The organism is Burkholderia sp. WP9 (genome assembly GCF_900104795.1).
Lineage (GTDB): Bacteria > Pseudomonadota > Gammaproteobacteria > Burkholderiales > Burkholderiaceae > Paraburkholderia.
Map to the genome: position 1 here is coordinate 1,475,994 of NZ_FNTG01000001.1, position 20,518 is coordinate 1,496,511.

Sequence of the window (20,518 nt, forward strand, 5' to 3'; positions counted from 1 at the left end):
TTCAGAGACCCCCGCGCGACTGCCGCGCCGGCCGCTCGGACTCGGACACGCCTGCAGCCGCTGTCGTCATGCCGGCCGCCGAGCGCGCGCGCGTCGCGGCGCGCGAGCGCAGCATCTCCTGCGTGATCCGCACATGCTGCATGGCGTAGTGCTGCGTGGTTAGATCGCGGGCGAGCAGGCCGGCCGCGGCCGCCTGCGCCTGGCGCAATGCGTGCATGGGCTCGGCGGCGAGCTGGTCCACGGCCTCGCGCAACGCCTGCGGGTTGAACGGCGGGATATAAGACGCCTCGCCGGCCGGAAAATAATCCTGCAACGCGCCGACATTCGTGACCACCATCGGCTTGCCGACCGCGGCGGCTTCGAGCATGACCGTAATGCCGGAGGCGTGTGAATTCGGCCGCAACGGCACGACGATCACATCGGCCCAGTCGTACAGTTCGTGTTGTTTCTTGATGCCGGAGAACAGCGCGATCTCGACGTTGGGCACCCGCAGCGAAGCGGGAATGCGCCGCCGCGTCGCGAGCTTCACTGTGTAGCGCCCGTCGTTGCCGAATGCCTTGATGAGCGTTTCCCAATCGCGGTCACGGTCGTTGCCAATCGCGGCGATGCGGATCGGTGTGTGCGGCGTCCATTCGGTGGGCGTCTTGACCGGGAAATCGCGCGTGTTCAGACCGTACAGCAGCGCCTTGGCGTCGCGATCGAAGTAACGCTGGCACAGCCCGGCGTTTTCGCTCGCGAGCGTGGTGAGCTGATCGGCGCGCGTCATCAGCTTGCGATACAGCCAACTGCGCAGCATGCCGTAAGAAGGCCATTTATCGAGCAGCCACACGCTTTGCGCGAGCAGCAAGGGGCCGTGATCGGCGCCGGCCTTGCGGCCGCTCAGCAGCAGCATGAGCGCCGCGGAGAGCCATTCCTGTTCGGTGTGCGTCCAGATCACGTCCGAGCGCAGCATCTCGGCGCGGTTGCGCCACGTATGAATGAAGTCGAAGCCGAGCGCTGCCTTCAGCGCACGGCGCAACAGGCGCACCGGTTTGCCTTCGCGGGCGTCCTGCGAATAGGTGAGTTTGAACGTGTCGGATTCCGCGTGGTGATAGCCGTACAGACAACCAATGTCGTCGCCCTGTCGGTAAAAGCGCGGGTCGGCGCCGTAAAACAGATGAACGTGAACTTTCGTACTCATGCAGACACTCCGCTCTGCCGGTGGAAAGGGGCATCGGCGGCCCTGATGCGGGCCGTGCGCCGATGCGCGAACGTGCGGGACGTGCGGCGCGGTGTCGTGCTCACGCGGCGCGGGACAGCGCGCGGCGCGCTTCGTGCGCGCCGGTGCGCACGGCGCGCCAGCGCGTGAGCTTCAGGCCCGCCTGCTTCGAGAGCAGCGCGAGCGCCGCGTGCGTGAGCCCCGGATAAACTCGCGTGCCGACCAGCGTCCACCACCACCACGCGGTCTCGCGGTGCAGCGGCGGCAACTGGTCGCGCAGGATCAGATGGAAGTTGAACGCGGCGTTGCGCAAGGCCGCCATGGTTTGCGCGTCGCGCCGGTCGTCGTCGAAACGCTCGGCGGGAAAGTGATCGACCGCCACGCGCGGGTCGTACATCAGCTTCCAGCCGGCGTTCCTCACCGCCAGGCTGAACGCCATGTCGTTGTGAACCTGTGCGCCCGCGCCGCGCAGGCGCGCGTCGAAGCGGATGGTGCGCACCGCCTCGCGGCGGTAGCTCATGTTCGCGCCCTTCAGAATGTCCACTTCGCGCGCACCGCCCACGCCGAGATGATGATTGCCGATAATCTTGCCGTGCGCCGTGACCTTGCCCACCAGCGGCCGCTCGCCGTCGAGCACGCGACCTTTCTCGTGCACCCAGTCGCGCCCGCCGAGTGCGCCGAGGCGCGCATCGCTCGCGAACGCGGCCGCAATGCGTTCGACCCAGTCGGCGTGCGGCGCGGCGTCGTCGTCGGTGATCGCGATCACGTCGCCTTTGGCCGCGTCCAGCCCGCGATTCAGCGCCGCGACCTGGCCGGGCACCTCGACCAGCGCCACCGAGAGCGGCAACGCGCCCGGCACGGCCGGATCGCGCAGGCAGGCGTGGGTCGCTTCGTCGTCGGCGCGCGCCACCACCACTACTTCGTCCGGCAGACGCGACTGCCGTTGCAGCGCGGCGAGGCAGCGCGCCAGATCGGCCGGGCGTCGATAAGTCGGAACCAGTACCGTCACTTTCATCGTGATGTCCTTTTTTAACGTCGTTGCGCGAGGTTCGAGTTGCATCCCTAAACGCATCCGGCTCAAGTGCTCAGGTATTCCTGAACCGCCGCGTAGCCCCGGTCGTAGCCGCCGCGCGAGCGGGCCGGCATGCCGTTGAAAATGCCGCCCTGCACGTGCACGCCGGCCGCGCGCAGACGCTTCAACGCGTCCGCGATCTCGCCTTCGCTGTGTACGCCCGAGCGCATCACGAAGAAGGTCGAACCGGCATACGCGCCGATAATCGACGCATCGGTCACGGCCAGCACCGGCGGCGTGTCGATGATGATCACGTCGTAGCGTTTGGCGAGACCGTCGAGGTATTGCGGCAGGCGCGGCGACATCAGCAGTTCCGACGGATTGGGCGGACGGCGGCCGCACGAGATGAAGCTCAGGCCGTCGACGTTCGAGCTGCGGATCGCTTCTTCCAGCGAGATCTGCCCGCTCAGCAATTCGGACAGACCGTTATCCGGCACGCCGCCCAGATAGCGCTCGAGCACGCCGCGGCGCATGTCGCCATCGATCATCAGCACGCGCTTGCCCGAATTCGCGAGCAGCACGGCGAGGTTGACCGTCAGGAAGCTCTTGCCGACTCCGGCCATCGGACCCGTCAGCATGACGATGCGGTTCTTCGCGTCCATCATGGTGAACTGCATGGAGGTGCGCAGGCTGCGCAAGCTTTCCACCGTGACGTCCTTGGGCCGCGCATTCGCGAGCACAGAGCGCAGGCGTTCGCCGCCGCGCTGGAAGCTGGTCTCGAGCACGGCCTGTTCGGCGCTCTGCGGCACGAGGCCGAACACCGGCAGATGGAATGCGCGCTCGATGTGATCCGGGTCGTCGATGCCCTTGAACATATTGCGGCGCAGGAACACGAAACCCGTGCCCGCGATCAGCCCGAGAATCACCGCCGCCGACAGGATCAGCGCCTTTTTCGGCTTGACCGGCACACCCGGACGCAGCGCGACGTCGACGATATGCACGTTGCCGCCGGTGCCGGCCTTCTGCACCGACAGTTCCTGCACGCGGTTGAGCAGCAGCACGTAGATGTCTTCGGCCACCTTCGCGTCGCGCTGCAATTGCACGGCCTTCACTTCGGTGGCCGGCAGATCGCGGAAGCGGTCGGCGTATTTGGTGCGTTGCGCCTGCAATTCGGCCATCTGCGCACGCGCGGCGACGAGCATCGGGTGATCGTCCCCGTAACGCTCGGTGAGCTGCGCCATCTGCAGGCGCAAGCCGGCGATCTGCTGCTCGTACTGCACGCTGCCTTCGAGGTAGACCTTGGCCTCGTCGCTCGCGTTGATCGAGCCGGACTGACGTTGATACGCGGTCAAGGCGGCCTCAGCGCGTTCGAGATCGGACTTCAGGCGCGGCTCTTCACTCTTCAGGAAGTCGAGCATCTTGCTCGCGTCGGCCTGCTTGTTCAGCACGTGCTGGCGCACATACGACTCGGCCAGCGCATTGGCGACGAGCGCGGCATGTTCGGGGCTCTTGTCTTCCAGCGAGATCTGGATCACGCCTGTCTGCTTGCCCTGCTCCTGCACCGTGATGGCCGACTGGAACGCGGAGATCGCGTCGAGGTCGTTGGCGCGCATCACCGTGAATTCCTCGCCCGGGCGCGCCACCAGTTTGTTGACCATCATGGTCACGCCGCCGCCCTGCTCCTGCTGGCCGACGAGGCCGCGCAGCAACAGCGCGCCGTTTTCCGCATACAGTTCGTAGTGCTGGTCGTCGATCACCTTCATGGTGAGCTTCTGGCCTTCCAGCGCGGGCACCACGTCGATCGAATCGACGTCGGCCTCTTCACCGCCCCATGCGTACGACGACAGACCCAGCCACGGACGCGCCGGCTGACCCGGCGTCGCCATGCGCGCGGCGATGCTGCCGAGGAGCGGCAGCGTCTTCGGCGTGACGCTGAAGTTCAGCTTCAGTTGCTGCACGACCGGGCCGACCACGCCGCGGCTCTTGATGATTTCGATTTCCGCGTCGGTGGGCAGCGAGGTCGAGCCGGTGGTGATCGCGGCGCCCGTTTGCGTCTGCGTGAGCGCCTGCGACGTGTTGTCGGACTGCTCGACCCGCACATGCGCATCGGCGGAATAGATCGGCTTGGCGAGAAAACAGTACGCGCCCGCGATCGCGACGATCACGGCGGCAATGGCGATGAGCCACCAGATGTCGTCGAGGATCACCTGGACCAGTTGTCCGAGGACGACGTCCTCTTCTTCGGTCTTGATCGGACCGGCCATGTGTGGAGAGATTTGGTTGCTCACAGTTCGCTTCCCGTATCGGTTACATCGGCATTTGCTTCGGTCCCGCGCCGCGTCCCTGAAGGACGGCGCGGCGCGGGCCTGACGACGGCTCAGACGATTAGCGCGTCAGCTGTTTCAGGTAGAACAACGTCTGCACACTCGGCAACACCTGCTGCAACACACGGTTGAAGGTGGTCGACGCAGCGGTGCCCACGTACACGACATCCAGCGGCTGCAACTGGAACTGCGAGGACAGCATGATGGCGTCCGGTTGCGTCATGTCGAGGCGGTAGACATCCGGCGTGGTCGGATGGTCTTTCATGCCGCGCATCACGAAGATCTGGCGCGGATTGGCGTCCGTGTCGAGAATGCCGCCGCCTTGCGTGAGCGCATCGGCGATCGTCATGCGACCTTTGATGATCGGCAACTGGATCGGCGTCTTCACCTCACCCATCACGAACACGCGGCTGTCGGTGCGGTCAGGCACGTTGATCACGTCGCCGTTCTGCAGCATCACGTTCTGCGTGGTGTCGCCGCGATCGAGCATGCGGTCGGCGTCGAGCACATACAGTTTGTTATTGCGCGTAAGACGTACGCGCTGAATGTCGGCGTCCGCATTCGTGCCGCCCGAACGCGTGATCGCGTCGACCAGCGTGAGCGGCACGTCGCTCATGGCGAGCGGGCCCGGCGTCTTCACTTCGCCGGTCACCTGCACCTTCTGGCCGCGGTACGACAGCACGCGCACGTCGACTTGCGGATTGCGGATATAGCGCACGAGGCCGGCGCTCAACTGATCGCGCACCTCGCCGACGGTTTTGCCGGCGGCCCGAATGCGGCCGACGAACGGGAAGAAGATCGTGCCGTCGGCGGCGATGGTCTGGCCGTACGGGTCGGCCTGGCCCGGCAGCGCGGCCGTATACGGCTGCTGCAAGGCGCCCCCGACCGACTGCGTGGTGTTGCCGCCCGCCGACAGCGTGCTGCCCTGCGGCGTGGTCAGTTCAGGGTGGTCCCACACGGTGATGCCGAGAATGTCCTGCGGCGACAGGCGGTACACGTACTGCGACGGGTCGCTCAGCGTCGAGGGCGGCAGCACCTGCGTCTTCGCGGCGGCGGCTTGCGCCTGCGCGGTCACGACGGCGGCGTCGATCACATGGACCGGATAGGTCTCGGCGGGTTGACTGTCGTGCTGGCCATCGTCTTTCAGACGGGAGGTGTCGAGGTAATTGCCAGGTGCGGTGGCGCAGGCCGACAGAAAGGACGTCAGCAAAAGCGTGGCGGCAAGGTTCGACTTGAAATTCGTATACTTGCCGTTCGCGAACGAGTGTGCAGCGAGTTTTTTCATCAGCATATTTTTTTCAGCCATCCCATGACCAGATGTTCGATGAGCACGAGACTCTCCCTATAAGCGGTTTCCGCACCGCCATGCGGATCGGCGACGTCGGAATCCGCTTCCCACTTGCCGAGCGGATAGACCTTGCCGCGCGAGGCCGGATCGAGCGCTTCGACGTCGCTCACCTGCGCGCGCTCGGTGACCAGCACCAGATCGGCGTTGCGCACGAGTTGCCGGTTCAGACGCCGTGAGTAGTGGATGCCCGAGGCGACGCCCTGCTCGTCGAGCAGGCGCCGCATCACAGGGTCCATGCCGTGGCCGTTCACCGCGCGCAGGCCCGCCGAATGAAACGCGATCGGCGCCGAATGCGAACGCGACGCCGCGCGTTGCCGGGCCTTGAACAGCATTTCCGCGGCAGGCGAACGGCACACGTTGGCGTGGCAAACGATCAGAACGTTGGCAAACATGGCAGGCTCCGTGATGAGGCGCGTGGTGACGGCGTATCCGTGCGTCGGAACCGGATCAGCGGCCGGCTTCGGCCGTATCCGGCGTTTCCGCCGCTTCCGATCGCGCGAGCGGCAAGCCGTTTGCGCCGACCTTCGCCGGTGCGTTGCGCAGCGCGTGCTGACGGCCGATCGCCTGATACTCGATGCCGAGTTCGAGCAGCGCGTCCGGTTCGTACAGGTTGCGGCCGTCGAAAATCAGCGGCGTCTTGAGAATCCGTTTGAGCGAATCGAAATCCGGGCTCTTGAACACCTTCCACTCGGTGAGGATCACCAGCGCGTCGGCGCCAACGGCCGCATCCATCTCTTCCTTCACGAATTCGAGGCGCGCGTGCTGCTGCGGCACGTCCTTCAGATCGAGCGCGAACACACGCTTCGATTCGTCGATCGCGACCGGGTCATACGCCTTCACGCGAGCGCCGCGGCGCAGCAGTTCGGCGATCAGCGGACGGCTCGGCGCTTCGCGCATGTCGTCGGTATTCGGCTTGAAGGCGAGGCCCCATACGCCGAAGGTGCGGTCCGACAGATCTTCGCCCAGACGCGAGACGATCTTGTGCGCGAGCACTTTCTTCTGCGTGTCGTTGACCGCTTCGACCGCTTCGAGAATGCGCAGATTCGCCTTGTGGTCCGCGGCCGTGCGGATCAGCGCCTGCACGTCTTTCGGAAAGCACGAACCGCCGTAGCCGCAACCGGCATACAGGAAGTCGTAGCCGATGCGCGGATCGGAGCCGATGCCGCGGCGCACCGCCTCGATATCCGCGCCGACGCGGTCGGCCAGATTCGCCAGCTCGTTCATGTACGAAATACGCGTGGCCAGCATGGCGTTGGCCGCGTATTTGGTGAATTCGGCCGAGCGCACGTCCATGTACAGCGTGCGTTCACGATTGCGGTTGAACGGCGCGTAGAGGCGCTTCATCAGTTCGCGCGCTTTCTCGCCGGGCACGTCTTCGTCGCAACCCAGCACGATGCGATCGGGCCGCGTGAAGTCTTCCACCGCCGCGCCCTCTTTCAGGAACTCGGGATTCGACACCACCGAGAACATATGCGCGGCATTGCGTTCGGCCAGCTCGGCGGCGATCACCTCGCGCACGCGCGAGGCCGTGCCGACCGGCACCGTCGATTTGTCGACGATCACCTTGAAGCCCGTCATATATCGGCCGATATTGCGCGCGGCGGCCAGCACGTATTGCAGGTCGGCGGAACCGTCCTCGTCGGAGGGCGTGCCGACCGCGATGAACTGGATATCGCCGTGCGCGACGGCCGCTTCGACGTCGGTCGAGAACTTCAGACGGCCGGCCTTGCGATTGCGCGCGATGATCTCCTGCAGACCCGGTTCATGGATCGGCACACCGCCGTTGTTGAGCACGTCGATCTTGCGCTGATCGACGTCGAGACAGAACACATCGTGGCCGATGTCGGCCAGACACGCGCCCGTCACGAGGCCCACGTAGCCACTACCGATGATCGTCAGGTTCATGTATTACACCTCGAAAATGGAGTTGATTCAGGAATGCGCTCGCGCGATGCATTGCGCGGCTAAGGCTCAATAAGCGTGCAATAAGCGGGTAATCAGCGGGTCAATATGCGTTGCTGCCCACGAAGCCCTTCCACAGCGTCAGCACGACGATCTTGATGTCGAGCCAGAAGGTCCAGTGCTGCATGTAGTACAGATCGAGCTTGACGCGGCCCATCATCTTTTCGATGCGATCGGTTTCGCCGCGATAGCCGTTGATCTGTGCCCAACCGGTAATGCCCGGCTTGATCCGGTAGCGGTGCATGTAGCCCTTCACCAGATCCTTGTAGATGTCGTCGTGTTCGAGCGCATGCGGACGCGGGCCGACCACCGACATCTCGCCGCGCAGCACGTTGATGAACTGCGGCAGCTCGTCGAGGCTCGTGCGCCGCAAGAACGCGCCGACCGCGGTGATGCGCGGATCGCGCCGCGTAGCCTGGGTGATCTTGCCAACCTCTTCCTTGTGCACGCGCATCGAGCGGAACTTGTAGATCTCGAACTGATTGCCGTCGATACCTTTGCGCTTCTGCCGGAAGAACACGGGACCGGGCGAGTTCAGCTTCACCGCGGCGGCGATCACCAGCATGACCGGCGCGAGCGCGGTCAACGCGGCGAGCGCGAACAGACGGTCGAACACGCGCTTGGGCAGCACGCGCAGATCGGTGATCGGCGAGGCGGCCAGGTTGATCGCCGGCACGCCGAGCAGATCGACCATCGGCTGATTGAAGAGCGTGAGGCTGCGCACGTCCGGAATGAAGCGGATGTTCACGAAGTCGTTGCGCAGGTCCATCACGAAGCGATGGATCGCTTTCTCCTTCGAGATCGGCAGCGCGAGCCACAGTTCGCGGATCGCGCGCTGGCGCACGAGGTGCAGCATGCGTTGATAGTCGCGCTCGACCGGCACGCCTTCGATCGCCTCGCCCGCATCCGGGTCCTCATACGGATTGATCGTGCCGTCCTCGTCGAACACCACGACTGGGCTGAACCCAGCCTCCGGACGGCTGCGCATCTGCTGGATCAGAAAGCGCCCATACGGCGCGCCACCGACAATCGCCACCGCGCGCTGATTGAAGCCCTCGCGGCGCAGTCCGCGCAGAATCGAATAGACGATCACCTTGGTGACGATCAGGAGCACGATGGTCGCCACGGCCCAATAAACGAGCCACAGCCGCGACAGGCTGTCCGAGCGGTGCAGGCTGAAGCTGATCAGCACGCCGGTGATTTCCACCAGCAGCCAGCCGCCCGCCACGCGGCTCAGCATGTCATACAGCGGCTTGCCGCGCCATGACTGATAGATCCCGAGCGCGGGGAAAAACACCACCACCAGCAGACAGTCGAACGCGAGCGAGACGCTTTGCATATCGTCCAGCCACACCACTTTCCCGCTGTGCACGGCCGCCGCGATGGCGGCGCCGAGCGCGACCATGGCGATGTCGATGATTCTCGATAGAACGCTCAGCATGCGCTGCCCCTCAGTTCGTCAGTCAAGTGCCATCCGTTGGTTGATTGAAATCCGGTCCGGCGACGGGACGCACAACGCCGGTATGCGCGTCATGCAAATTCATGCGCGACGCGAAACTATTTGAAGCCGTGCTAATTGCCCTTCTGTTTCCCGTTCGAAAAACCGTCTACACGGCCGGATTGGGAAACGCGTGTCGGAATGAGTGAATACCCTTGTACAGGTATAGATAAAGCGATATTAAAATTCCCGCCGCAAGACCGCAAAATATCTCAAATTGTATCGGTCAAAATTCCAGCATTTTTTCTCAATTTTGTTCGGCAATTCTTACCGGATTTGGCGTTTGACTGATGCCCGGCAAGCGTTCATACGAGCCAATTTCGTGCTTTCTGAGCGTTTTCCTACGAAGCTTACGCAGCGCCTTCTGTCGTCATTCTGCGGCATGAATGACGATAAAAAAATGGTGCGGGATTTTTTTCGGGTAATTTTTCTTTTTAAAAAATTATCCGGACATTTTTTCTTCACGAAATGGATAAATTTATTGGGCGCTTTATATAGTTTCTATTTAACGCGCTTTTATTGATTCCTGAGTTCGTGATAAAACTCGACGCATTCACCCAGCCTCGAGGAGTCCATCATGACAGCTCCGGTTACGGCCACGCCCGCCGACACCCGGTCTACGCAAGTCAAGTCCCTGAACGTCAAGCTCAAGGTTCATCCCGTGATTCTGGCAGGCGGCTCCGGCACGCGGTTGTGGCCGATGTCGCGCGAACAGCACCCAAAGCAGCTCATCGGCCTGCTCGGCGAAGATTCGCTGCTGCAATCCACCACGCGCCGTCTCGACGGACTTGAAGCCGGCTATCCGCTTACCGAGCAACTCGTCGTGGTGGCTAATGAAGACCAGCGCTTCACGACCGCCGAGCAACTGCGCACGAGCGGCAAGCCGACCCGGCTGATTCTCGAGCCCGCCGGACGCGATACGGCGCCGGCGCTCACGGTGGCCGCCCTCTCCGTCGCCGCGCAGGACGAAGACGGCATCATGGTGGTCATGCCCGCCGATCACGCGGTCACGGATATTGACGGATTTCATGCGGCAGTGGCGACCGGCGTGCAGCACGCGGCAGCCGGTCATATCGTCACGATGGGTATCGTGCCGACGCGCGCGGAAACGGGCTATGGCTACATTCGTATCGGCGCGGCGCTTGGCACGACTAATGATGCACAGGAAGCCGGTGTCGAAACCATCGGTAAGATCGGTGCACACAAGCTCGATCGCTTCGTCGAGAAGCCGCATCTGGAGTTGGCGCAGCGTTATATCGAATCGCAGGAGTACTGGTGGAATAGCGGCATCTTCATCATGCGCGCGTCCACCTGGCTGAAGGCGATCCGCCATTTCCAGCCGGCCATTTACGAAGCCTGCGACGCGGCCTTCGCGGGCGGCAAAGCGGACGGCGACTTCTTCCGTCTGCAACGCGACGCGTTCAGCGCGTCACCGTCGAATTCGATCGACTACGCGGTGATGGAACAGCTCGGCAACGATCAGAGCGCGGCCTCGGGCATCGTCGTGCCTTTGCAGGCGGGCTGGTCCGACGTGGGTTCGTGGGACGCGATCTGGGACATCTCGGACAAGGACGCCGATCAGAACGTAGGGCGTGGACGCGTGATGTTCGAAGGCGCCGCCTCGACCTTCGCGCATTCGGAAGGACGCCTGATTGCCTGCGTGGGCACGCAGGATCTCGTGGTGGTTGAAACGGCCGACGCCATTCTGGTAGCCGACAAGTCGCGCGTGCAGGACGTCAAGAAGATCGTGGGACGGATTCGCAACGACGGCGGACTGGAGGCGGCCAATCATCGCAAGGTGCACCGCCCGTGGGGCAACTACGATTCGGTCGACACCGGCGAGCGCTTCCAGGTCAAACGGATCGTGGTGAAACCGGGCGCGCGGCTCTCGCTGCAAATGCATCATCACCGCGCCGAACATTGGATCGTCGTGCGCGGCACGGCGCTCGTCACGCGCGGTGAAGAGCGCTTTATCGTCTCCGAAAACGAATCGGCCTATATTCCGCTGGGCGTCACCCACCGCCTGGAAAACCCCGGCAAGATGCCGCTCGAAATGATCGAGGTCCAGTCCGGTTCATATCTCGGCGAAGACGATATCGTGCGCTTCGACGACACCTACGGACGCCAGTAACGCACGTCAACCCAGGGCGTCAGGAATGGCGTCCTGCTGACATCACCAGTGAATCACAACGAATGAAGCGGGAACCTGCGGCGGTTGCTCCTACCGGCCGCGGGGAAATGCCGTGCTAGCCGCCGCGCTCATCCCGCGTGGGAGATGAGTTCTGTGTACGACGGAAAACGGTCTGATGCACTGCTCTCGGTTGCTGCGTTGACAGCCGCCGGTTCGCCGGGATAACGGCGCAACGGGCCACGGAACGCGTTCAGCGGTCCATGCAAAGGCGCGCCGTGATTGACCGCGACCGGCTCCGGCACATGGCGCAAGGCTGGCAACGGACGAGCCGCGGCGTGCGCCGGGTTCGCTGACGCATGCGCCGATGCTGCTGATTCAGCTGCCGCTGCCAGCGTGAGACATTCACGGTCGATCCACTGGCGCGCCCAGTCCAGCGCGTAGTGCTCTGCCGCTTCCGCATCCTCAAAGCGCGGGCCGACGAGGCCGGAACGCTCGACGCGTTTGCCGTCCTTCATAATTTCCGCCCATGCGCGATACATGGCGTTCGGCACCCGCTCAGCCGAGACATAGATCACATAGCCGCGGTCGGCGATTTCCGTGCCGCGAGGCGCGAGACTCATCGACAGCGGACTGCGCCGATCATCGGGCGCGGGCGTGCCGCGCGCCGACGCGATGGCGGAGTTCAAACCGTGCATGGCCGCATTCACCGCGCCCGCTTCGTCCGAGCGAGGCAGTTCTGCGCGCGCGACATACCGCGCAGGCGCTGCACCGTGCGACGCCGGTGCGCGCGACACTGGCGAGACGTTCGTCATGCCGTTCGCCACACCGCTTGAAAGTCCGCTTGAAACCGCGCCTGAAACTCCGTTTGAAGTTCCATTAGCAACCCCGGACAACTGCCGCGTGATGTCGGCAATCGGATCGGCCGAACGCCAGTTGGCGAGGCTGCTCGACATACCGGGCGCCTGCCACGACTCGGGACTTCTCCACGACACGCCACGCAGATTCTCGTCGCGCGTGCGGGGGCTTTCCGCTACCGGTGCGGCGGGTTTGGCCGCGACGGGCGGCGCCGGTTGAGGGACGTACGCAAAAGTGCGACCGGTTTGCGACAACAGCCGAACCATCTCCAGCAGCGTGCCGTTCAATTGCCACTCTTCAAAGCGGCGCCGGCAAGTGGGACCCGACGGGTAACGGCCGGGCAGTTTCGACCAGGGTTCACCGGTTGTGAGAATCCACAGGACGGCGTTCGCCACGATGCGCGGTTCGGCGCGAGGCCGGCCACGCCGGTTTAAACGGACGGCCGGCTCGTCTGAGACAAGCGCTGCCAGCAGCGCCCATTCGTCATTGCTTAGCTCATCGAAAAACATTGGGTTTTCTCCACGCAGCCTGGCCGGGCCGCGGCTTTGGGACGCCACGAATTCAACTTTCACGATTCGTGTGCAGCCCGCGGTTGCACAAATATGTTTTGTACGTTCTGTCAGCTGGTCAAACCCGCCCTTTCTTAGTGCGGCTTATCCCTATTGCGAAGCACAAAACGTGGTCTCACTCGTGCATGGGAGAATTTGTGCACGAAGCATACCATCCCCAGGGTTTCCGTGAATATGAGTGAGACAAGTGTTACGGATAGAAACAATCTTGTCCTTTTTGCTGCGTCTTTTCTCGCATTACCGTCACAGAACTCCTGTTGCTTCCGGGCACAAAACGACGCTATTGCAGCGCACAACATTTAGGCATCACGCGTGAATAGGCTTTAATGAATCGGCGATCTCTTCGACTCGATATTTCGATGCATTTCGCTTGCGGCTTTGTGAGGAACAGGCGTGGGGAAGCCGCGCCCGGAAAGACTATGCGCGGTACATGAGCGCGTGGACATCGGCCTGTGCGACGCGGCGAACGCAGCGCGCCACCCGCCGACTGACTGCGCGGCTCAGCGCTTCTCCGATACGACCCGCTCGATTAGGTTTCAACGTACCGGCTTTGCCGCGCCCTCGCCGACCACCGTCGTCCATTCACGCACGCGCCAGCGCGTCACGAGACCGGAGAGCACATAGGGATCGGCTTGGGCAAAGGCTTCGGCGACTGCGGGAGAGTCACTTTGAAAAAGCAGAACGGCGGTGTCGGTGGGCTCGCTTAACGCCCCGCCCAGCAACAGCTCGCCGCGCTCCGCGGCGGCCCACGCGAGCTTCAGATGCTCGTCGCGGTATGCGGCGCGTCGTTCGAGGTAGTCGGACACCAGGTCATACATCAACAGATAGTGCATGGAGAGCCTCCTTGGGACGGTGCGGGGAATTGGACCAGCGACGCAACCGCGGCATGCATCGCGGTCAATATTACCCATATATCGGGATACAGAATTTCATGCCGATTTACTATTCAATTGCACCTGCAGCAATGCACAAAGCATGTTTGAATTTCCAGATTCATTCTGTCGAATGATGCCGTGCTGATTCGTTTGAATTCGCCTTATGCAATTAATCTGGAATGCATAACATAATTCGACATGGCCGCCATTGCCCTTTCATTCTCCAATCCGGCGCGAATCCCTGCTACGTAGGGGAAAACCAGCGTGAGCGCGTGTCAACCGGATTGCTGTTTTGGCCGTTCTGGCAGACAGCATTTGCCATAATGGACGTGCCGAGGGTCCTGGATACCGTTGACGCCCGCGCGCATGAACGACCAAAAACGTTTTCACCACCGATGGAGTGTCACATGAAAATCCAATCCGCTATCGCTACGCTGGTGCTGGGCGCTGTCCTCGTTTCGCCGGTGTTCGCGGAGAACAGCCAGCAAACGAAAATGGCCGACTGTAACAAGCAGGCCGGCGACAAGAAGGGCGACGACCGCAAGGCATTCATGAAGACCTGTCTGTCCGCCAAGCCGACCGCCGCCGCGCCGATGAGCCAGCAGGACAAGATGAAGGCGTGCAACACGCAAGCCACCGACAAGAAGGGTGATGACCGCAAGGCGTTCATGAAGAGCTGCCTGTCGTCCGCGCCGTCCAAGTGATCACAGCAAGTCAAACATAGCCAATCGGCGCCGCGCGACGAGCGCGGGGCACGAGCGCTTTCCGTTCGAACACAGCGACGCCGTATCCGGCGCGCTGTTTGCCTGCCTCCCGCCCCGCCCTTCACTGTCCACCCGCCCGAACGCGCCATTTTTCTTCTATGATGGCTGCGGAGACGGCCCACCCCCATATACAACATTAGACGGGCCGCCATCTTGTCGTTGGTGCTGCAGAGCATCCATCGGAGGCAAGGATGGTATCGAAGCATAAAAACCGCTGGCTGAGGCGGTGGCTGGTCGTCATCATATTCTGGGCGGTGCCCGTGGCGATCGTGGCGGTGAGCGAGATTCGCGAGGAAATGGCGTACAACGCCGTCGACCTCGACCGCGCGCTCACCAGCTGGAATTTCACCGACGCACAACGCGCCGCCGGCGCCCCTGCGCGCTGCCACGGCAAGCCGGATGAGGCGCAAGCCGCAGGCTGCCCAAGCGAGGTGCTAGCCGCGAACGCGGCGCGTCAACAGGACGCCCGCAATGAATACAGCGTGCGCCGCGCTACACTGCTGGCTTACCTCTGGCATGCATTCGTCGGCTACTGGATCGTGCCGGCCGTGACGCTGTTCCTGCTCGGCATGTTGATCGGCATGGTGCGTCGCGTATTGCGGCGTCCGCCTGCGGTCAAAAGTCCGGCGAATCACGGATGAAAGTGCTCATCCGATCCGGCATCAGATCTGCGGCGTCGAAGCAACACTTTCAGTTTGATTGCAACGCTTATACGCCCGGCGAAAAATCGGTAAAAATGATCCGTCGATGCGCTCACGCGTACCCTTCCATTGAGCCCAATCAAATCCGGCACGATTTCCCCGGAACCATTCCAACGCGCGGCGCGCGCGGCTACGCCGCAGGCTCCCGCAGCAGTCAAAATTACAGCACGACGTCTTACGATTTGCCCGAAACCCCCGTCACACAAGGCTCTTGGCCTGCCAAGGAAGCGCGCCATTTGTGCTTGCGTGTGATATAACTCAAAGGCAACCCGGCAATATCAAATGAGGTTGCGCCCCGGAACCATGACGGAGAAAAACGATGCAAAGACGAAACTTCATGTTGAAGACTACCGCTGCGCTCGCTTTCGGAGGCCTTGCACTCGCTGGTTGTACGACGAACAAAGGCAACCCTGACACACCCGCCACCGACGCATCCAAACGCCAGTCGATCGACGCTAGCGTCGAAGGCACCATGTCGCGGCTCTTCACGACTGTGAAGGGCTCACGCGAACTGGTCTCTAAGGCGCGCGGCGTTCTCGTTTTCCCGTCGGTGCTTCAGGTGGGCTTTATCGTCGGCGGTCAGTACGGCGAAGGCTCACTGCGGGTCGGCGGCGGCACGGTCGGGTACTACAGCACGATTTCCGGTTCGTTCGGCTTTCAGGCAGGTGCGCAATCCAAGGCGATCATCTTCCTGTTCATGACCCAGGATGCACTGGATAAATTCCGCAATGCCGACGGCTGGTCGGCGGGCGGCGACGCCTCTGTCGCGCTGGTGAAGATGGGCGCCAACGGCGCGATCGACACCAACACCGCGACGGCGCCGGTCGAGGTGTTCGTGCTCACCAATGCCGGCCTGATGGCCGATGTATCACTGCAAGGCACCAAGGTCTCGCGTCTGAAGATCTAACGCGCGCGGTCCGATTGCCGGTCTGCGGGGTGTGCGTCTGATCCGCCGGGTTCCGTGAGCAGCGGTGGCCGGATCAGACGCAATCCCACGCGGACCGCCTGTGCATTGCAAACAACGCGGCACGCGCCGCGCCGGTGAGCTTTTGTGGGCCGAGGTTCAGCGCGGGCGTACCGCATGGCCTGACGCAGAAGTCCCGACCGTCCGCAGCGCCTCGCTGTTCCGAGTGATGCGGCAATAAAAAGCGGCGGTGCGCACCACGCATCGCCGCTCTTTTTTATCCCGCCGCGTTGGCTGAATCCCTTCGGATCAGCTTCCCGACGTATCGATCACCTTGAAGCGCGAACGCTTCTGCGCGCGAATCACCGACTGATACGCGTTCACATACTGTTGAGCCATGCGGTGCGAGGTGAAACGCTCCTCGAAGCGCTGCCGCACACCCGCACGCGGCATCTTGTGCAGACGATTGACCGCCGCCACGGCGCCGATCTCGTCCTCCACGATATAGCCCGTCACGCCGTCTTCCAGCACTTCCGGCACCGAGCCGCGGTTGAACGCGATCACCGGCGTGCCGCATGCCATTGCTTCGATCATCACGAGACCGAACGGCTCGGGCCAGTCGATCGGAAACAGCAACGCGTGCGCACCGGACAGGAACTCGGCCTTCTGATGATCCGCAATCTCGCCGATGAACTCCACATAGGGCAAATCCAGCAACGGACGGATGTCGCGTTCGAAATATTCGCGGTCGGCCGCGTCCACCTTCGCCGCAATGCGAATCGGCATACCGCAGCGGCCGGCAATCCGGATCGCCGTGTCGACCCGCTTTTCCGGCGAAATCCGGCCGAGAAACGCCAGGTACTTCTGCTCGACCGGCTGCGGCGTATAGAGCTGCTCAGGCAAGCCGTGATACACGGTGGTCAGCCACTTGGCCTGCGGCAGCGGATGGCGCTGCGCGTTCGAAATCGAGATCACGGGCGCCGTGTTGAAGGTGTCGAATACCGGCTGTTGCTCCGGCAAGTCGAGCCGGCCGTGCATGGTCGTCACGAACGGCGTTTCCTGACGCTTGAAAACCGAGAACGAGTAATAGTCGAGGTGAAAATGCAGAACGTCGAAGTCTTCGGCCTGGCGGCGCACCAGTTCCATCAGCAGCATATGGGGCGCGACGCGATCGCGAATGCCCGGGTCGAGCCGCAGCGCGCGCGGCCAGACGGCTTCGAGCTTCGCGCTGGTCACGGAATCGCCGCTTGCGAACAGCGTCACGTCATGGCCGAGTTCGACCAGCGCCTCGGTGATGTACGACACGACGCGCTCCGTGCCGCCGTAAAGCTTCGGCGGCACCGATTCGGTCAGAGGGGCGATCTGCGCAATCTTCATATTGTGTCTCCGTAAGCTGACGGCTTGCGCCTTGGGCGGTGCACGTCAGCGGCGCTGCGTATGTCAGCGCCGATACCTCCGATCAATGCAATGGTCGCGCTCGGGCGCGATGCAGGACCGGCATCGATGCATTATTCACTACGGGACAACAAAAAACCGCCAATCTTGCATTTTCTCGGCGCTGTTACATCCAGCTTACATGCGGCGCGCCGCCGAAACGATTGTGCGGTTATCTCGCCGGCCATTTCCACGGCGGCAGATCGCGATCGTCCGGGTCGGCGATACGGGTCGCGCCGAAGTGTTTCTCCAGCACGATCGACTGGCTCGCCTCCTCGCGCTCGAGCGACGCGATCAGCCGCGCCGCGTGCGACACCACCAGCACCTGCGAATGCGCGGCGGCTTGCGCGATCAGGCGGGCGAGCGCCGGCAGCAAATCCGGATGTAGGCTCGTTTCGGGCTCGTTCAGCACGAGGAGTTCGGGCGGACGAGGCGTCAACAGCGCCGCGACCAGCAGCAGGTAGCGCAAGGTGCCGTCGGACAGCTCCGCGCCTTTCAGCGCTCGCAGCAAGCCATGCTGCTGCATCACCACTTCGAAGCGGCCGTCCTGCGTCGCGACGTCGAGGCGCGAGCCCGGAAAAGCGTCGTCGATGGCGGCGTCGAGCGCGGCCGGGTCGCCGATCTCGCGGATAGTTTGCAAGGCCGCGGCGAGGTCCGCGCCGTCGTTCGCGAGCACCGGCGTGTGCGTGCCGATCTGCGGCAGACGCGCGGGCGCTTCGGCGTCGGTGCGGAAATGGTCGTAGAAGCGCCACGAGCGGATCTGCTCGCGCACCGTGACCATCTCGGGCGCGGTGCGTGGATCGGAGAACTCCGTCATCATGCTGTCGAAGCTGGCGACGGGTTGCGGAATGGTTTGCCAGTCGCCACGCTCATCGCGCGTGCGCAACGCCGGGCCGTGCCGATCCACCAGCAAGGCTGAAGGCCGCAGCACCGGGCCGCTCCAGATGCATTCACGCTTGATGACTGGATCAAGCGTGAACTTGCTGGGAATGGGAGGTGACGGCCGCTCTGGCGCCGGCAGACCGAGATCGATCGCATAGCCGAACTGGTCGCCGGCAAAGCCTAGCCGCAGACTCACAGGCTCGTTGCGCCGCGTGCCCTCGACCGGAAACTCGCCGGCCAGCACCGCCCGCGAAAAGCGCTCAGGACCAGCCCACAACGTGGATGGCAGGCCGCCCTCGCGCGCCAGCGAAGTAATCACCCCGCCGCGCGCCGTCTCCGCCAGCAACCGCAGCGACCGATACACGCTCGACTTGCCACTACCGTTGGCGCCTGTGATCACATTCAGGCGGCCGAGCGGCACGATCAACTCGCGCAGCGACCGGTAACCCGCGACAGCCAATGTGGTCAACATGCGTCCGCCTGACGTTCAGCCGCGTATGCGTGCGCGCTCCGTGGCGCCGCTACGCGCTCACACGCGGCGAAACGTCCGCTCGACGAGCGGGCCACGCACTGGTCGATACATGCCGTCATTTATGCCCGCCGCCCTTGCCCGGCTTCTGCACCGGCACGCTGCGCAGATCGCGCAGGAAGGTATCGCGCCAGACACCCAGATCGTTCTTGCGCAGCGCCGCCATGTTGATCTCATGGCGCCGCTGACGCGCGTCGAGCGGCATCTGCAACGCGCGCTGCAACGCTTCGCACATGCCAATCGCGTCGTGTGGATTGACGAGCAGCGCGCCCGTTAGCTCCGCCGCCGCGCCCGCGAAAATCGACAGCACCAGTACGCCGGGATCGTCGGGATTCTGTGCGGCGACGTATTCCTTCGCGACCAGGTTCATGCCGTCGTGCAGCGGCGTCACGAAACCGATCTGCGATTCACGAAATAGCGACATCAGCTTCCAGCGGTCGTACTGCTGGTTCAGATAGCGAATGGGCGTGTAATCGAGACCCGAGTAGCGGCCGTTGATGCGCCCTGCTTCGTACTCCAGATCCTGGCGAATCTTCTGGTAGGTGGCGACGTCCGAGCGCGTGGGCGGCGCGATCTGCACCAGCGTGACGTTGCCGCGCCATTCCGGCGAGCGCTCCAGCAGATGCTCGAAGGCGCGGAACCGCTCGACAAGTCCCTTCGAATAATCCAGCCGGTCGACGCTCATGATCAGCTTGCGGCCTTCCAGGCTCTGCTTGAGGTCGAGCACGTGCTGACGGCTTTCGTAGCGCTTCGCCTGCTCGGCGATTTCGTCGGGGAACACGCCGATCCGGTACACGCCGGTGCGCAGCTTGCGGCCGAATGCTTCGACCACGCCGTCCGCGCCCACCGTACCGCGGGCGTGGCGCGTGACGTAATCCTTGAACGCAAGTTCGTCGGTGGCGGTCTGGAAGCCCAGCAGGTCGTAGCACGACAGCGACTTCACCAGTTCTTCATGCGGCGGAATGTTGAGCAGGATCTGCGGCGCGGGAAACGGAATATGCAGGAAGAAGCCGATGCGGTTCGTCACGCCCTCGTTGCGTAGCGCCTCGGCGAACGGGATCAAATGGTAGTCGTGAATCCAGATCACGTCGTCGGGTTCGAGCAGCTTGATCAGCTTCTGCGCGAGCCACGCATTGACGCGCCGGTAGCCCGCGTACTCCTCGCGCTCGTAACGTGCGAGGTCGTTGCGGTAGTGGAACACCGGCCACAGCGTCGCGTTCGAAAAGCCGCGATAGTACTGGTCGTAATCCTTGCGCGTGAGACCCACGGTCGCGAAGGTCACCGCGCCGTCCTGCTCCAGCGTCGGACCCGCATTGGCGACGGTCTCGCTGACCACGTCGCCGCTCCAGCCGAACCACACGCCTCCGGCATCTTTCAGCGCACCGAATACGCCGACCGCGAGGCCGCCGGCCGATCCTTTGGTTTCCGTCGGCGTTGCGACGCGATTCGACACGACGATGAGTCGGCCCATGTTGCATGTCCTCCTTGGTTCGCGCGGCGCGCTCGCGTATCGATCATCGGGTCTTTGGCGA

17 protein-coding genes are annotated in these 20,518 nt (G+C 63.2%); 5 read left to right on the plus strand and 12 right to left on the minus strand.

What is annotated here, in order from left to right:
• Position 1: 1 nt before the first annotated feature.
• The 7 genes from BLW71_RS06615 to BLW71_RS06645 form a co-directional block, all read right to left on the minus strand.
• The gene (locus BLW71_RS06615; RefSeq protein ID WP_091794285.1) at positions 2–1,180 is read right to left on the minus strand and encodes a glycosyltransferase; all 1,179 of its coding nucleotides are present in this window, start codon (positions 1,178–1,180) and stop codon (positions 2–4) included.
• Between the two features lie 100 nt (positions 1,181–1,280).
• Positions 1,281–2,213, minus strand: coding sequence for a glycosyltransferase family 2 protein (locus BLW71_RS06620; RefSeq protein ID WP_091800524.1), 933 nt, complete (start codon positions 2,211–2,213; stop codon positions 1,281–1,283).
• Positions 2,214–2,275: 62 nt separating this feature from the next.
• Positions 2,276–4,474, minus strand: a complete 2,199-nt coding sequence (locus BLW71_RS06625; protein WP_091794287.1) for a polysaccharide biosynthesis tyrosine autokinase — start codon at positions 4,472–4,474, stop codon at positions 2,276–2,278.
• 121 nt (positions 4,475–4,595) lie between these two features.
• Entirely contained in the window at positions 4,596–5,825 is a 1,230-nt protein-coding gene (locus BLW71_RS06630; protein ID WP_091794289.1) for a polysaccharide biosynthesis/export family protein, read from the minus strand.
• Positions 5,819–6,274: an arsenate reductase/protein-tyrosine-phosphatase family protein gene (locus BLW71_RS06635; protein ID WP_091794292.1), complete on the minus strand. Its 456-nt coding sequence runs from the start codon at positions 6,272–6,274 to the stop codon at positions 5,819–5,821. Before BLW71_RS06635 ends, BLW71_RS06630 begins: the two co-directional genes overlap by 7 nt.
• 55 nt (positions 6,275–6,329) lie before the next feature.
• Positions 6,330–7,787, minus strand: a complete 1,458-nt coding sequence (locus tag BLW71_RS06640; protein WP_091794294.1) for a UDP-glucose dehydrogenase family protein — start codon at positions 7,785–7,787, stop codon at positions 6,330–6,332.
• A gap of 100 nt (positions 7,788–7,887) precedes the next feature.
• Complete coding sequence (locus tag BLW71_RS06645; RefSeq protein ID WP_091794297.1) at positions 7,888–9,285, minus strand: undecaprenyl-phosphate glucose phosphotransferase; 1,398 nt, start codon at positions 9,283–9,285, stop codon at positions 7,888–7,890.
• Between the two features lie 634 nt (positions 9,286–9,919).
• Here BLW71_RS06645 and BLW71_RS06650 point away from each other — a divergent pair.
• Positions 9,920–11,473 (plus strand): mannose-1-phosphate guanylyltransferase/mannose-6-phosphate isomerase, encoded by a 1,554-nt coding sequence (locus tag BLW71_RS06650; RefSeq protein WP_091794299.1) that lies wholly within the window; start codon positions 9,920–9,922, stop codon positions 11,471–11,473.
• Positions 11,474–11,601: 128 nt separating this feature from the next.
• Here the strand turns inward: BLW71_RS06650 and BLW71_RS06655 are convergent, their stop codons facing one another.
• A complete protein-coding gene (locus BLW71_RS06655; RefSeq protein ID WP_091794301.1) occupies positions 11,602–12,837 on the minus strand; it encodes a DUF6566 family protein in 1,236 nt (411 codons plus the stop codon).
• A gap of 596 nt (positions 12,838–13,433) precedes the next feature.
• Positions 13,434–13,730 carry a YciI-like protein gene (locus BLW71_RS06660; RefSeq protein ID WP_091794303.1) on the minus strand — a complete coding sequence of 99 codons (297 nt, stop codon included), beginning with the start codon at positions 13,728–13,730 and terminating at the stop codon, positions 13,434–13,436.
• A gap of 449 nt (positions 13,731–14,179) precedes the next feature.
• Here BLW71_RS06660 and BLW71_RS06665 point away from each other — a divergent pair, with 449 nt between their 5' ends.
• The 4 genes from BLW71_RS06665 to BLW71_RS06675 all read left to right on the plus strand — a co-directional run bounded on the left by BLW71_RS06665 (position 14,180) and on the right by BLW71_RS06675 (position 16,144).
• Positions 14,180–14,476 (plus strand): PsiF family protein, encoded by a 297-nt coding sequence (locus tag BLW71_RS06665; RefSeq protein WP_091794305.1) that lies wholly within the window; start codon positions 14,180–14,182, stop codon positions 14,474–14,476.
• A 251-nt stretch (positions 14,477–14,727) separates the two neighbouring features.
• Complete coding sequence (locus BLW71_RS06670) at positions 14,728–15,177, plus strand: hypothetical protein (RefSeq protein WP_091794307.1); 450 nt, start codon at positions 14,728–14,730, stop codon at positions 15,175–15,177.
• Positions 15,174–15,494, plus strand: coding sequence for a hypothetical protein (locus tag BLW71_RS40770; RefSeq protein ID WP_143048308.1), 321 nt, complete (start codon positions 15,174–15,176; stop codon positions 15,492–15,494). Before BLW71_RS06670 ends, BLW71_RS40770 begins: the two co-directional genes overlap by 4 nt.
• Positions 15,495–15,556: 62 nt before the next feature.
• Entirely contained in the window at positions 15,557–16,144 is a 588-nt protein-coding gene (locus BLW71_RS06675) for a BPSL1445 family SYLF domain-containing lipoprotein (RefSeq protein ID WP_091794309.1), read from the plus strand.
• Between the two features lie 306 nt (positions 16,145–16,450).
• Here the strand turns inward: BLW71_RS06675 and BLW71_RS06680 are convergent, their stop codons facing one another.
• From BLW71_RS06680 to otsA, 3 genes are all read right to left on the minus strand, one after another.
• Entirely contained in the window at positions 16,451–17,518 is a 1,068-nt protein-coding gene (locus tag BLW71_RS06680; protein WP_091794311.1) for a glycosyltransferase family 4 protein, read from the minus strand.
• A gap of 229 nt (positions 17,519–17,747) precedes the next feature.
• Positions 17,748–18,929 (minus strand): AAA family ATPase, encoded by a 1,182-nt coding sequence (locus tag BLW71_RS06685; RefSeq protein WP_091794313.1) that lies wholly within the window; start codon positions 18,927–18,929, stop codon positions 17,748–17,750.
• Positions 18,930–19,044: 115 nt separating this feature from the next.
• Positions 19,045–20,457 (minus strand): alpha,alpha-trehalose-phosphate synthase (UDP-forming), encoded by a 1,413-nt coding sequence (gene otsA / locus BLW71_RS06690; RefSeq protein ID WP_091794315.1) that lies wholly within the window; start codon positions 20,455–20,457, stop codon positions 19,045–19,047.
• Between the last annotated feature and the right edge of the window lie 61 nt (positions 20,458–20,518).